This window comes from Streptomyces spongiae (genome assembly GCF_009377185.1).
Lineage (GTDB): Bacteria > Actinomycetota > Actinomycetes > Streptomycetales > Streptomycetaceae > Streptomyces > Streptomyces spongiae.
Map to the genome: position 1 here is coordinate 14,283 of NZ_VJZC01000075.1, position 14,046 is coordinate 28,328.

Genomic DNA, 14,046 nt, shown 5'->3' on the forward strand with positions numbered 1-14,046 from the left:
CGGCGCGGCCTGGCTGGTCGCGCCCACGCGACGGAGCCGCATGCGATACAGCCCCACGCCCCTCAGGGCGTGCCATCGCCGTCGGCCTTCAACGCCGCTCCCACCTCCGCCGCCTTCTGCCGCAGCCAGATGTGGGCCGCGTCCTGGGCATGCACCGGGTGCCACCACATCGCCTCCTGCACCGGTACGGCCTCGAAAGGGCAGGGCAGGACGCGGACCGCGGCGGAGCGGACCGCTCTGCGGGCCAGGCGTTCCTGGATCATCGCGACGCGGCGGGTGCCCTCGATCATGTGGGGCAGCAGTTGGAAGGTCTGCACGGAGACCTCGACCCGGGGGCTGATGCCGAGCATGCTGAGCTGGCGGGCGGCCGGGGCGTCGTAGGGGCGCTGGTAGACGGCCCAGGGCAGCCTGGCCAGGTGGTCGAGGGTGAGTTCGTCGCCGACCTCGGGATGGTCGTCGGCGACCAGGCACAGCCAGCGGTCGCTGAAGAGGTCGACGGCGGGCAGGCCGTCGATGACGCCGTGCGGCATCAGCAGTCCGTCGACGGTGCTCAGCACGGTCGCGGTGTTCTCCACGACGGAGGGTGCCGGGTGCTGGAAGGCGAGCCGGACCCCGGGCGCCTCCCGGTGCAGGGCGCGGGCGAGGGCGGCGCCGAAGACGGCCGCGCCGTAGTCGGAGGCGAGCAGGGTGAACTCGCGGGTCTCCGCGGCCGGGTCGAAGTCGGCCTGGCTGGAGAAGACCCGTTCCAGCAGGTCGCACGCGGTGGCGCTGCGGTCGCGCAGGGCGGTGCCGAGCGGGGTCAATTCGTAGGCGTTGCCGGTCCTGGCGAGCAGGTCGTCGTCGAAATGGCGGCGCAACCGGGACAGCGCCGCGCTCATCGCGGGCTGGCTCAGTCCGACGCGCTCGCCGGCCCGGGTGACGTTGCGCTCCTCCAGCAGCGCGCGCAGGGCGACGACCAGATTGAGGTCGAGTCGGGACAGGTTCACCGGGCACCGCCTGGAAGGGGATAGCTATTCGCTTCGTGGATGGTGGTCATCCAGAAGATTCATTTCCGCGATCTGATGATCCAGGTCAGAGTAGAGCGCAAACCAGTGGGAGGAAACCTCATGGCAACGCTCGCGCAATCCGCCGGCAGGTTCGCGCTCGGCACGCTCTCCACCCCGGCAGGGGACCCGTTCCCCGGACTGGTGGTCCGGGACCGAGTGCTGGACCTGAGCCGGGCTCTGGCCTGGGAGCCGAGCGATGTGCGTTCCGTGCTGGAACGGTGGGAGGAGGTCCTCCCCGTCCTGCACACTCTCGCGGGCGAAGACGCCCTGGCGTGGCAGCCGCTCGACGGTCTACGGGTGCACGCCCCGGTCGAGCCCCGCCAGATCTTCCAGTCCGGCGCCAACTACCGCCAACACGTGATCGACCTGGAGGTCGCCCACCGCTCTCCCGACGACCCGCGCACCGTCGAGGAGGCGCGCGCGGAGATCGCCGCGGTGATGGACCGGCGGGCCGCGGAGGACCTGCCGTACGTGTTCATCGGCCTGCCGAGCACGATCGCCGGCCCCTACGACGACATCGTGCTCCCTGAGTGGGCCGAACAGCCGGACTGGGAGCTGGAGTTGGCGGCCGTCATCGGCAAGCCCGCCCACCGCCTCACCGTCGAGGAGGCGCTGGAGCATGTCGCCGGGTACACGATCGCCAATGACCTCACCGACCGTGCCACCGTCTTCCGCCGGGACATGAAGGCCATCGGCACCGACTGGCTGCGCAGCAAGAACGCCCCCGGCTTCACCCCACTCGGCCCCTGGGTCGTCCCGGCCGCCTCGATCGCCGATCCCGGTGACCTTCGGGTCACTCTGAAGCTGAACGGCGAGACCATGCAGGACGAGTCCACCAAGGACATGCTCTTCGGGGTCGCCCGCCTGGTGTCGTACATCTCCCGGACCGCTCGACTCCTCCCCGGCGACCTGGTACTGACCGGCAGCCCGGCCGGCAACGGCATCCACTGGGGCCGACTGCTGCGCGACGGAGACGTCATGGAGGGGTCCATCACCGGTCTCGGCGTGCAGCGCACACGATGCGTACGGGAGGCGTCATGAACCGGCACGATCCGGAGGGCGCGATCGCCGAGGCCGCCAAGCAGTACTCGAACTGGGGCCGTTGGGGCGAGGACGACGTCCTCGGCACCCTCAACTTCCTCGACGAGGCCAAGCGGCGCGAGGGCGCGGCCCTCGTCCGGCGGGGGGTGAGCTTCTCGCTGTCCCAGCGGTTCGACATGAACGGCCCGCAGAAGGGCTGGCGGCGGCGCACCAACCCCGTACACACCATGCTCGACACCGGCACGGACGCGGCCCTCGGCAACCAGGGCTTCCCCCACGGGCTCGGCGGCGCCGACGACGTGATCGCGATGCCGTTGCAGTGCTCCACCCAGTGGGACGGCCTCGGGCACATCTTCGACCACGGCAAGGCGTGGAACGGGCGGGCGGCCGAGAAGGTCGTCACCTCCGACGGCGACCTCGTCACCGGCATCGAGCACATGGCACCGTACGTCGCGGGGCGCGGCGTACTCCTCGACCCGGGCCGGGTCATCGGCACCGACGGTGAGCTGCCCGACGCCTTCGCCATCACCGAGGAGCACCTGACCGCCACCGCCGAGGCCCACGGGGTGACCGTCGGCCGCGGCGACATCGTCCTGGTCCGCACCGGCCGGCTCGCCCGCGCCAAACGCGACGGCTGGGGCGACTACGCCGGCGGAGACGCGCCCGGCCTGTCCTTCACCACCGCCGGCTGGCTGCACCGCACGGAGATCGCCGCGATCGCCACCGACACCTGGGGCTTCGAGGTACGCCCCAACGAGTTCGACCACGCCTTCCAGCCCCTGCACCAGGTCGCCATCCCCAACATCGGTCTGCTCATCGGCGAGATGTGGGACCTCGACACCCTCGCCACCGACTGCGCGGAAGACGGCGTATACGACTTCTGGCTCACGGCCGCACCCCTGCCCATCACGGGCGCCGTCGGCTCCCCGGTGAATCCGATCGCCGTCAAGTAGCCCGCAGAACCGGCCGGACGCGTCCACCCCGGACAGCGGCGGCGCATCCGGCCACCCCCGCTCCACCCGCCGGCGGGTGATGCATCAAAGCCCTGGCCCGCCCTCCCGGCGGGCGAGCCGCACCCCGCCGCCCGAAGCCGCGCGGCCCGACCTCGGGAGGATCCCCGACATGGCAGACAGCCTCACACGCAGAATCCTCGTCATCGGCGGCGGCGCCGCCGGCAACGCCGTGACCATTCTGCTGCGCCGCGCAGGCATCACCGTCGACCTGATCGAGGCCAGGCCCGACTGGAACGCCACCACCGGCTCCGGCATCACCCTCCAGGGCAACGCCCTGCGTGTGCTGCGCGAACTGGGTGTCTGGAAGCGAGTGAGCGCCTCCGGGTTCGCCTTCGGCACGCTGGGCATCGCCGCCCCCGACGGCACCGTGCTGCACGTCGCCGAGGACATCAAGACAGGTGGCGACGAGCTGCCGGCCACCCTCGGCATGCAGCGCCCCCAGCTCCAGCGGATTCTCATCGACGCGGTCCGTGCCTGCGGCGCCACTGTCCGGCTCGGTACCACCGCCGAGGCCCTGGAGCAGGACGCCGACGGCGTCTCGGTGCGCTTCAGCGATGGCACCGAAGGACGCTACGACCTGGTGATCGCCGCCGACGGCCTCAACTCCGCCACCCGCGTTGCCATCGGCATAGCCGAGAAACCCGAGCCGACCGGCATGGCCATCTGGCGCATCGCGGCCCCGCGCCCCGAGGGCGTGGAACGCTCCGACCTCGCATACGGAGGCCCGGCCCACATCGCCGGCTACACCCCCACCAGCGAGGACACCATCTACGCCTTCGTCGTCGAGGGGTGCCGCGAGCGTGTGTCCGTCGACCCGGCCGACTACGCCGACGAGATGCGCCGTCTGGCGCAGGAGTACGGCGGTGTCTGGCCGGAGATCACCAAGCACATCACCGACCCCGAGAAGGTCAACTACACCTGGTTCAACCGGCTGCTGGTCGAGGGCTCCTGGCACCGCGGCCGGGTCGTGCTGATCGGCGACGCCGCCCACTGCTGCCCGCCCACCATCGCCCAGGGCGCGGCCATGTCCCTGGAGGACGCCCTCGTCCTCGCCGAACTGCTGACCAGCGGACGGGACTGGGACGACGCGCTGCTCCAGAACTACTACGAGCGCCGCATTCCCCGGGTCCGGACCGTCGTGGAGGCGTCCGTGCAGATAGGCCAGTGGCAGCTGGACGGGGTGCGCGACGCCGACGTGCCCGGGCTGATCGGCGGCACGATGAACTACCTGAAGGAGCTGCCGTGACATCCCGCCCGTCGCCCGACCACCGCCCCTCATCGAGCGCTGACGCGCGCCCCTACCCGACTGTGGACGTGCACGCGCACCTCCTGCTGCCCGAGGTCGACGCCCTGGTGGCGGACCTGCCCGCATCGGCCGAGGCCCGGGCGCTCGACGCCCGCCGCAACGGCCCGGCGGCCCTCGCCGTCAGCGGCCCCATGGTCCGCGAGCGCGCCCCGATGATGACCGACGTCACCGCACGGCTGGCCGCGATGGAGAGCCAGGGCGTGGACGTGCAGCTCGTCAGCCCGTCTCCCTCGCACTACCACTACTGGGCGGACGAGGAGACGGCCGAGAAGGTCTACCGGCTCGCCAACGAGGCGACGGCCGCCCACTGCGCTCAGGCTCCCGCACGGCTGCACGGGCTCGGCCTCGTCCCGCTCCAGCACCCCGAGCAGGCCGTACGCGCCCTGCAGCACGCCCTGGAGCAGGGTCTGCTGGGTGTCGAGATCTCCAGTCACGCCCCCGGCCGCGAGCTGTCGGACCCCGCGTACGAGCCCTTCTGGTCCCGCGCCGAGGAGACCGGCGCCATCCTCTTCCTGCACCCCTTCGGCTGCACCCTCGACGAGCGCCTGGACCAGTGGTACCTGTCCAACGTCGTCGGTCAGCCGGTGGAGAACGCGGTCGCGCTGTCGCACCTGATCTTCTCAGGTGTGCTGGACCGGCACCCGGGGCTGAAGCTGATCGCCGCACACGGGGGCGGCTACCTGCCCACGCACATCGGCCGCTCCGACCACGCCTGGTCGGCCCGCCGGGACGCGGGCGCCGGCTGCGCCCACCCGCCCAGCAGCTACCTCAAGCGCCTGTACTTCGACTCCCTCGTCCACGATCCCCACGTGCTGCGGGAGCTCGTCCGGGCCGCGGGCGCCGACCGCGTCCTGCTCGGTTCCGACTACGCCTTCGACATGGGCACCGAGGCCCCCGTCGCCGCCCTGCGCGCCGCCCGGCTGCCCGACCCCGACTTCCACGCCATCCGTGGCGGAAACGCCGCCGCGCTTCTCGACCTCGCCTGAGAGGACCCCCCTCATGTCCAACCGTCTGCTCACCCATCTGCGCCATGTCGACCTCGCCGTGCCCGACTACGACAGGCAGCTCGACTTCTACTCCGGTGTCTGGGGCCTGACCAAGGTGGCCGAGGACTCCGGGATCTCCTTCCTCGCCGCCGAGGGCAGCCCCGAGCAGTACGTGGTCCGGCTGCGCAAGGCCGACGAGAAGCGGCTCGACCTGGTCTCGTACGGTGCCGCCACCCCGGACGACGTCGACACCCTCGCCGGTCAACTCCTCGCGGGAGGAGTGCGGTTGGTCTCGCAGCCGGGCAAGATCGACACCCCCGGAGGCGGGTACGGCTTCCGCTTCTTCGACGTCGACGGCCGCACCGTCGAGGTCTCCGCGGACGTGGACGTGCGGCAGCACCGCAAGATCGAGGAGAAGGAGTCGATCCCGGTCAAGCTGTCGCACGTCGTGCTCAACTCACCGGACCTGGACAGGACCAAGGCGTGGTACGAGGAGCACCTCGGCTTCCGGCTGTCCGACACGCTCAGCCATCCGCACATCGGCGACGTCATGCACTTCATGCGGATCAGCAACCAGCACCACTCCATGGCCATCGCCAAGGGCCCGCACACCTCGCTGCACCACATCTCCTTCGAGATGCGCGGTATCGACGAGTACATGCGTGGCTCCGGCCGCGTGATGCGCGCGGGCTTCAAGAAGGTCTGGGGGCCGGGCCGGCACATGGCGGGCGACAACACCTTCACCTACTTCCTCGACCCGCACGGCAACACCGTCGAGTACACGACGGAGCTGGAGCTGCTGGACGAGGACACCTGGCACCCGCACGTCTACGACTTCTCGAACCCCGAGGTCAGCGACCAGTGGGGCACCGCCAACCCCATGAACGAACTGGTCACCAAGGAGTCCTTCAACGACGTCGACCGCGGCGTGTTCGTCGCCCCGCCGGTCTGATCGGCGAAGCCCCCGATCCACGGGGACGCGGTCGCCCTGTCAACCTTCCTGACTCCCGTGCCGCGCCCCCGGCTTTCGTGCCCACCCCTCACGCCGACAGCCGACAGGAAACCGCCCATGCGTTTCGCCGCGTACGAGTACCGCAACCGACGCCACGTGGCCGTCGTCGAAGAGGACGGCGCGCTCCACGCCCTGCCCGGTGTCGGCTCACTGACCGGTCTGCTCGCCGAGGGCGGTGGCCTGCCCGAGCTGCTGGCGGCGGGCTCCGCCGCGCGGGACATCCCGGCCGGGCCCCATGTCTCCGAGGTACGCCTGCTGCCGCCGCTGCAGCCTCCCACCGTGAGGGACTTCGTCACCTTCGAGGAGCATGTCGAGGGCGTACGGCGCTCCGTCGACGGCTCCGCAGGGGTGCCGGAGCAGTGGTACGCGGCCCCGACCTTCTACTTCACCAACCCCTACGCGGTGTACGGCCCACACGACGACATTCCCGTGCCACCGGGCTCGAACGTGCTCGACTTCGAACTCGAAGTGGCCGCCGTGATCGGAAAGGAGGGCCGCGACCTCACCCCCGAGCAGGCCCGCGACCACATCGTCGGCTACACGGTCCTCAACGACTGGTCCGCCCGCGACCTGCAGTCCGCCGAGATGAAGGTCGGACTCGGCCCCTGCAAGGGCAAGGACACCGCCACCACCCTCGGCCCGTACCTCGTCACCGCCGACGCACTGGAGAAGTACCGCGACACCGACGGCTTCCTGCGCCTGGCCCTGACCGCCGACATCAACGGCGAGGTCGTCGGCAAGGATCTGTTGTCCAACATGAGCTGGACCTTCGAGGAGATGGTCGCCTACGCCTCCCGCGGCACCCGGGTGCGCCCCGGTGACGTCCTCGGGTCGGGCACCTGTGGCAACGGCGGCTGCCTCGCGGAACTGTGGGGCGTACGCGGCAGACAGGACCCGCCACCGCTGGAGCCCGGCGACACGGTCACCCTCACCGTCGAGGGCATCGGCAGCGTCTCCAACACGGTCGTCGCCGGGGCCGCCCCGGTCCCGCTGCCGACCGGCCGACGCCGCTCCCGGGAGCGGCCATGACCGATCCGGAACAGAGGCGGTTGCTCGGCAAGGTCGTCGTGGTCACCGGTGCGGCCCGCGGCCAGGGCGCCGCCGAGGCCGAGGCGCTGACCCGTGAGGGCGCCCGGGTGATCGCCACCGACGTGACGGAGGCAACGGGCTGCCGCCGGCTCGACGTCACCAGCGAGAAGGACTGGGCCGAACTCGCCGCCGAACTGGGGGAGGCGTACGGAGAGGTACACGGCCTGGTGAACAACGCCGGTGTCACCTGGCGCGCCCGCATCGACGCCGTACGCCCCGAGGACATGGCCCGCGTCCACGAGGTCAACGTCACCGGGCCGCTCCTGGGCATCCAGCACCTGGCACCGCTGATGCGCCCCGGGGCGTCGATCGTGAACATCGGCTCCTCGGCGGCGCTGACCGCCCACTACCCGGTCGCCTACACAGCCAGCAAGTGGGCGCTGCGCGGCCTGTCGGCCACCGCCGCCATGGAACTGGGGCCACGCGGCATCCGCGTGAACACCATCCATCCCGGCTTCATCGAGACCGAGATGACCACCTCCGCCGCACCCGCCTTCCGCGAGGCCAACGTCGCCGGGACACCACTCGGCCGCACCGGAACCGTCGACGACATCACCCCGCTCGTCACCTTCCTCCTCTCAGACGAGTCGTCCTTCATCACCGGAGCCGAGGTCCCCGTGGACGGCGGTCTCACCGCGCACGGCGGCGCCAAGCCGATCTCGGACGCCCTACGTCAGTAGCAGCAGAAAGGCCCTCTCACCCATGGACAAGCTCTGTTCGAACGCCGCGGAGGCGGTGGCGGACATCCCCGACGGCGCGTCACTCGCAGTCGGCGGGTTCGGCCTCAGCGGCATCCCCGAGGTGCTCATCCAAGCCCTCCACACGCAGGGCGCCACCGGCCTGGAGGTCGTGTCGAACAACTGCGGCGTGGACGGGCGCGGACTGGGCGTCCTGCTGGGCCACGGGCGGATCGCCCGCGTCACGGGCAGCTACGTGGGCGAGAACAAGGAGTTCGCCCGCCAGTACCTGTCGGGTGAACTCGAGGTGGAGCTGGTGCCTCAGGGCACGCTGGCCGAGCGGCTGCGCGCCGGGGGAGCGGGCATCCCCGCCTTCTACACCCCTGCGGGCGTGGGCACCCAGGTGGCGAACGGCGGTCTGCCCTGGCGCTACGCCCCCGACGGCGCGGTCGCCGTCGCCTCCCCGCCCAAGGAGACCCGCACCTTCCACGGTCGCCCGCACGTGCTGGAGCAGGGCATCACCACTGACTTCGCCCTCGTACGGGCCTGGCGGGGGGACCGCCACGGGAACCTGGTGTTCCGCCGGGCCGCCGCCAATTTCAACCCCCTCGCGGCCATGGCCGGCCGCATCACCGTCGCGGAGGTCGAAGAACTGGTCGAGCCGGGCGAGTTGAGCCCTGAGGCGGTTCACCTGCCGGGAGTCTTCGTCCAGCGGATGGTGGAACTGACCTCGGCCGAGGCGGCCGACAAGCACATCGAGAAAAGGACCGTACGCGCATGAGCACCACCGTCCCCACCGTGCCGGGCTGGACCCGCGACCAGATGGCCGCCCGCGCCGCCGCCGAACTCACCGACGGCTCCTACGCCAACCTCGGAATCGGTCTGCCCACCCTCGTCCCCGGCCACCTCCCACCCGGCGTCCATGTGGTCCTGCACTCCGAGAACGGCATCCTGGGCACAGGCCCCTACCCCACCGAGGAGGAGGTGGACCCCGACCTGATCAACGCGGGCAAGGAAACCGTCACCGTCCTGCCCGGCGCGAGCTTCTTCGACTCGGCGCTGTCCTTCGGCATGATCCGCGGCGGCCACATCGACACCGCCGTCCTCGGCGCCATGCAGGTCTCCGCCGCCGGCGACCTGGCCAACTGGATGATCCCCGGCAAGATGGTCAAGGGCATGGGCGGTGCCATGGACCTCGTCCACGGTGCCCGCCGCGTCATCGTCCTGATGGAACACACCGCCAAGGACGGCACCCCCAAGATCCTCACCGAATGCACCCTGCCCCTCACCGGCGAGCGCTGCGTCCACCGGATCATCACCGACCTCGGCGTCCTCGACGTCACCCCGGACGGGCTCGCGCTCGTCGAGACGGCACCGGGCGTCACCGTCGAGGACATCACCGCCCGCACTGAGGCGCCCCTGCGCACCGCCGCCGTCGCGGCCGCTTGTTGAACCTCGTCGCGCGCGAGGCCACGTGGGGCGGCCCCCGCAGTCGTAGGGCGGTTGCCGCCGGCTGCGCGGCCGGGTGCGACGGTCCATCAGGACCGCGTAAAGAACTCGGCAGCGGTCGGTGAGTAAACGCCGACGGCCGGAAAAGAGTGGACCGACGATGGTGAGGTGCACTCACTCAAGCGTCGCGCGGCAAGCGCGACGCGGCCTGTTCCCAACCCGCCGTGACTCGTCCGCATGCCGCGTGCCCCTGTGCATCACGTGGGCGCACGCCCGATCCGGATCTTGTTCTGCCCGGGGTGGCCGCCCGACGGCAGGCAGTGGTCGGGCTCTGCAGCAAACGCCCGGACGGTGGCTGGAACCTCGCCGACGGCGTGGCGGGTTCGTACGACCTTGAGGGCACGCATGTCGCCACAGCCGCCGCGGGTTGCATCGGCCGGCGGTCCTGCGGCGCCTGGCAGCCTTCGACGTGAAGCTGCACTACACCGATCGCCACCGGCACGAGGTAAGAAGGTCACCGGCGAGAGCTGCGTCGCGGGGTCCGGCAACCAGTCGGCCGTTGGAACGTGACCACGCGGAGCGGAGCACCAGGCACACGTGGGGAGGAGGCCCAGTGCGGTTGCACAGCCTCGATCTGAACCTGCTCGTAGCGCTGCAGGCCCTGTTGGATGAGCGGCATGTGACACGGGCGGGGCAGAAGATCGGCCTCAGTCAGCCCGCCATGAGCGATGCCCTGGCGAAGCTGCGCCGTCACTTCGGTGATGAGTTGCTGCTGCGTCACGGCACGCAGTACGACCTGACTCCGTTGGCCTTGCTCCTGCGTGACCGCGTGGCGGAGAGCGTGGACAGCGTCGAGCGGACGTTCCGGATCCGCGGCGACTTCGACCCGGCGACAAGTGACCGGACTTTCACCATCATCGCCAGCACCAATGGGCTCGCGGTGTTCATCAAGCCTTTGATGGCCCAGCTGCGCGACGCAGGGCCGGGTGTCCGCGTGAAGGTGCGGGACCTCAACTCTTCTACGGGTGCGTTGGAGCCGGCGCTGCGCTCCGCGGACGCTCTGCTCGCGCCCCGTGGATTCATCAGCGGCTATCCCGCATTGGACCTGTACCAGGACGACTGGGTCTGCCTGCGCGCCGCGGACCGCGAGGTCGACCACGGTCCGCTGACGCTGGAGGAGCTGGTGGAGCGTCCGTGGGTCGTTGCCCACGATCAGCAGCGAGCGCAGAATCCGGCGCTGCGGCATCTCGCGGCTCTTGGCCTCGAACCACGCGTGGAACTGCTCGTCGAAGACTTCGTCTGCCTGCCTCTGCTGGTGGCCCATACGGACCGGATCGCTGTGCTTCCCGGCCGTCTCGCGGCCTGGTTCACCGGGCATGAGGGGCTGGACATCTCTCCCTTGCCCGTCCAGGTGCCGTCTTTGACCGAGGCGTTGTGGTGGCATCCCGCCCACTCCAGGGACACCGGTCACGCGTGGTTCCGGCGATTGGTGCGCAGCACCGCGCAGGCCATGGCCGACTGATCCGACGTACTCGTGACCATGCATCGGTGTCACCGATGCATGCATACGAAAGATCTGTTGGCCGGATCAAGGGCTCGGATGTCACTGTGACAACAGGCCACAGGAAACACGCCGGCAATACCCCGGACACCTGAGGCCCCACATCCGCGCCGGTCCCGCATGAGGAGGCCAACCATGTCGCGTCCGCTCCCGCCCTTCGACCCCGGCAAGCCGCGCGAGGCCATCGCTGCCGCGGCAGCCCGTGTCTCCAACTGGGGCCGCTGGGGTGAGGACGACGTGCTGGGCACGGTGAATTTCATCGATGCCGACGCGCGGGTGCGGGCCGCGGCGCTGGTTCGGCGCGGCACGACGTTCTCCCTGTCCATCGAGTTCGGTGCGGACGGGCCGCAGACCGGCGCCGGCGGACGGATCAACCCCCTGTACGCGGTACGCGCTCTCGACACCGCTGACGCGGGCGACGACGTGCCGTTCCCCCCACACGGCTTCGGTGGTGTCGACGACATGGTGGTCATGCCGCTGCAGTGCGCCACCCAGTGGGACTCCCTGGGGCACGTCTTCGACCGCGGCCATGCCTGGAACGGCCGCAACGCCGCGGACGTGGCAAGTGTGCAAGGCGACCGGGTCACCGGCGTACAGACCCTGGCAGCGCCGCTCGTCACCCGTGGCGTACTGCTCGACGTCGGCCGTGCTCTCGGGACGGACGGCGAACTTCCGGACGGCTTCGCCATCACGGTCGACCACCTGGAGGAGACGAGCGCCCGGCAGGGGGCGACGTCCGCGGTCGGCCGCGGGGACATCCTCCTGGTCCGCACCGGCCGTATGACGAAGGCCCGCCGCGAGGGATGGGGGACCTACGCCGGGGGACCGGCGCCGGGGCTGTCCTTCACCACCGCGGACTGGCTGCACGACACGGAGATCGCCGCCGTCGCCACCGACACCTGGGGATGCGAGGTCCGGCCCAACGAGTTCGACCGGTCGTTCCAGCCTCTGCACCAGGTCGTCATCCCCCATATCGGCATGCCGATCGGGGAGATCTGGGACCTCGACGCGCTGGCCGCCGACTGTGCCGACGACGGGGTGTACGAGTTCCTGCTCGCCGCCGGCCCCATCCCGTTCACCGGCGCCGCCGGCGCTCCCGTCAACCCTCTCGCCGTCAAGTAGGGCCGCCATGACATCCGTTACGCCGCGCACCGCCTCGCTGTACCGCATGCCCACCGCGTTCGGGCCCCATCCCGGACCGCGTCAGCGACCCGGCGGCGGGCGCTGGACCGATCCCGACCGGGGCAGCACGGTCATGCTGTCGCTGACGGTGCGCTCCGATCCGGCCCGCCTCGCAGCCCTCCTGCCCGCGCCGTTCACGCTCGACGGCGACCACTGCACGGTCGTCGCGGCCGAGTTGCGGGACCTTCCCTGGCTGGCGGGCCGTGGCTACAACGTGCTGTCGGTCAGTGTCCCCGTGGTCCACCGAGGACGGGAGACCGTGCACGGCGATCTGGAGCTGGTCACCTGGGAGAGCCTCGCCGACCCCATCATCTCCGGGCGGGAGGAGCTGGGGTTCAACAAGGTCTACGCCGACGTCGGTGACCTGCGCACGGACAGCGAGGCCGGCACGGTGTCCTTGTCGGCCGCCTGGGACGGCTTCGTCTTCGCGCAGCTGTCGGGGCGCGCGTTCGCCTCGCCCGCGCCGGACACCCCGCCGACCGCGCCACGGCCGGGCCTGCACCACCGGTACGTTCCCGCGCCGGGGCGGTGGGGCGACGCCGACGCGGAGGAGGTCACCTGCACCGGTTTCGCGGCCGCACCGCAGACAAGGGTCGCGAGCGTGCGGACCGGCCAGGGCGCCGTCGCCTTCCGAACCGCCACGTTCGAGCAGCTGCCGACCCTCCACCACATCGTCAACCCACTCTCCGAACTGCCCGTCATGGGCACCCCCTGCGCCACGCTGACCGTAACCACCGGCTACGCCGACGGTTACGACGTCCGCGTTCTGGCCTGAGCCGTATCGCCGGGGCGCAGTCCCCCCGCATCTGCCAGGAGGCACCATGCCCAGTGTCCGTAACGTACTCATCGTCGGCGGCGGCACCGCCGGCAACACGCTCGCCATTCTGCTGCGCCGGTCGGGCGTCGAGGTCGACCTGGTCGAGATCGACCCCGAGTGGGGTGCCCTCGGCTCCGGCATCACGCTCGTGGGCAATGCCCTGCGCGTCCTGCGTGAAGTCGGCGTCTGGGACCGGGTCGAAGCCAATATCGCGGCCGTGCCCGCTCATCTGGACCACTTCAAGTTCGGCGGGCCGGATGTTCCCGGTGTCTGCGGGATGTACCGGCCCACACTGCAGGCGATCCTGAAGGACGCCGTCCGGCACTCGGGCGCCCGGGTCCGGCTGGGCACCACCGTCGAGAAGCTGGAGGAGACCGGCGACCGGGTCACCGTCACCCTCCGCGACGGCACTGTCCGCGACTACGACCTCGTGGTCGGCGCCGACGGTATCCACTCCGCCACCCGCGCCATGATCGGCATCCCGGACCTTCCCCGCCCCACGGGCCTGGCGATCTGGCGGGTGTACATCAGGCGTCCCCCGGGCCTGGAGCACGGTGCCATTCAGCACGGCGGCCCGCATCACTACATCACCGGCTACAACATGGTCAGCGCCACTCACATGTACGCCTACATCTTCGAGGACGCCCGTGACCGGTCCGCGGTGCGCCGGCTCGATCCCGTCGCCGAGTTCCGGCGGCTGGCCGAACCGCTGGACGGCGTCTGGCCCGCCATCCGCGAGTCGGTGACCGAACCGCGGCAGGTCGACTACCGGAACCTGGACTACCTGCTGATCGACTCCCCGTGGAACCGGGGACGGACGATCGTGATCGGTGACGCGGCGCACGCCCTGTCTCTTATACAAATCTG

The 14,046-nt window shown here is 70.7% G+C and carries 14 protein-coding genes; 13 read left to right on the forward strand and 1 reads right to left on the reverse strand.

Going from position 1 to position 14,046, the window contains the following annotated elements:
- Positions 1-62 precede the first annotated feature (62 nt).
- On the reverse strand, positions 63-986 hold the full coding sequence (locus tag FNH08_RS13915) for a LysR family transcriptional regulator (protein WP_322724437.1): 924 nt from the start codon (positions 984-986) through the stop codon (positions 63-65).
- A 120-nt stretch (positions 987-1,106) separates the two neighbouring features.
- On the opposite strand from FNH08_RS13915, the gene FNH08_RS13920 reads away from it, so the two are divergent.
- The 13 genes from FNH08_RS13920 to FNH08_RS13990 form a co-directional block, all read left to right on the forward strand.
- Complete coding sequence (locus FNH08_RS13920; RefSeq protein WP_152771795.1) at positions 1,107-2,087, forward strand: fumarylacetoacetate hydrolase family protein; 981 nt, start codon at positions 1,107-1,109, stop codon at positions 2,085-2,087.
- On the forward strand, positions 2,084-3,040 hold the full coding sequence (locus FNH08_RS13925) for a cyclase family protein (RefSeq protein ID WP_152771796.1): 957 nt from the start codon (positions 2,084-2,086) through the stop codon (positions 3,038-3,040). Before FNH08_RS13920 ends, FNH08_RS13925 begins: the two co-directional genes overlap by 4 nt.
- Positions 3,041-3,209: 169 nt before the next feature.
- Positions 3,210-4,346: an FAD-dependent oxidoreductase gene (locus tag FNH08_RS13930; RefSeq protein WP_152771797.1), complete on the forward strand. Its 1,137-nt coding sequence runs from the start codon at positions 3,210-3,212 to the stop codon at positions 4,344-4,346.
- A complete protein-coding gene (locus tag FNH08_RS13935) occupies positions 4,343-5,392 on the forward strand; it encodes an amidohydrolase family protein (protein ID WP_322724438.1) in 1,050 nt (349 codons plus the stop codon). The genes FNH08_RS13930 and FNH08_RS13935 overlap by 4 nt, the downstream gene beginning before the upstream one ends.
- 13 nt (positions 5,393-5,405) lie before the next feature.
- Positions 5,406-6,344 (forward strand): VOC family protein, encoded by a 939-nt coding sequence (locus tag FNH08_RS13940; RefSeq protein WP_152771798.1) that lies wholly within the window; start codon positions 5,406-5,408, stop codon positions 6,342-6,344.
- Positions 6,345-6,461: 117 nt separating this feature from the next.
- A complete protein-coding gene (locus FNH08_RS13945; RefSeq protein ID WP_152771799.1) occupies positions 6,462-7,433 on the forward strand; it encodes a fumarylacetoacetate hydrolase family protein in 972 nt (323 codons plus the stop codon).
- Positions 7,430-8,173 carry an SDR family NAD(P)-dependent oxidoreductase gene (locus tag FNH08_RS13950; protein ID WP_152771800.1) on the forward strand — a complete coding sequence of 248 codons (744 nt, stop codon included), beginning with the start codon at positions 7,430-7,432 and terminating at the stop codon, positions 8,171-8,173. Before FNH08_RS13945 ends, FNH08_RS13950 begins: the two co-directional genes overlap by 4 nt.
- 22 nt (positions 8,174-8,195) lie before the next feature.
- The gene (locus FNH08_RS13955) at positions 8,196-8,951 is read left to right on the forward strand and encodes a CoA transferase subunit A (RefSeq protein WP_152771801.1); all 756 of its coding nucleotides are present in this window, start codon (positions 8,196-8,198) and stop codon (positions 8,949-8,951) included.
- Entirely contained in the window at positions 8,948-9,622 is a 675-nt protein-coding gene (locus FNH08_RS13960; RefSeq protein ID WP_152771802.1) for a CoA transferase subunit B, read from the forward strand. Before FNH08_RS13955 ends, FNH08_RS13960 begins: the two co-directional genes overlap by 4 nt.
- Positions 9,623-10,232: 610 nt before the next feature.
- Positions 10,233-11,141: a LysR family transcriptional regulator gene (locus tag FNH08_RS13975; RefSeq protein ID WP_194238481.1), complete on the forward strand. Its 909-nt coding sequence runs from the start codon at positions 10,233-10,235 to the stop codon at positions 11,139-11,141.
- A 174-nt stretch (positions 11,142-11,315) separates the two neighbouring features.
- On the forward strand, positions 11,316-12,302 hold the full coding sequence (locus FNH08_RS13980; protein WP_152771803.1) for a cyclase family protein: 987 nt from the start codon (positions 11,316-11,318) through the stop codon (positions 12,300-12,302).
- Positions 12,303-12,309: 7 nt separating this feature from the next.
- Positions 12,310-13,137, forward strand: a complete 828-nt coding sequence (locus FNH08_RS13985; protein WP_152771804.1) for an acetoacetate decarboxylase family protein — start codon at positions 12,310-12,312, stop codon at positions 13,135-13,137.
- Between the two features lie 46 nt (positions 13,138-13,183).
- Positions 13,184-14,046, forward strand: an 863-nt coding sequence (locus tag FNH08_RS13990) for an FAD-dependent monooxygenase (protein WP_152771805.1), incomplete at its 3' end; no start/stop codon positions are given.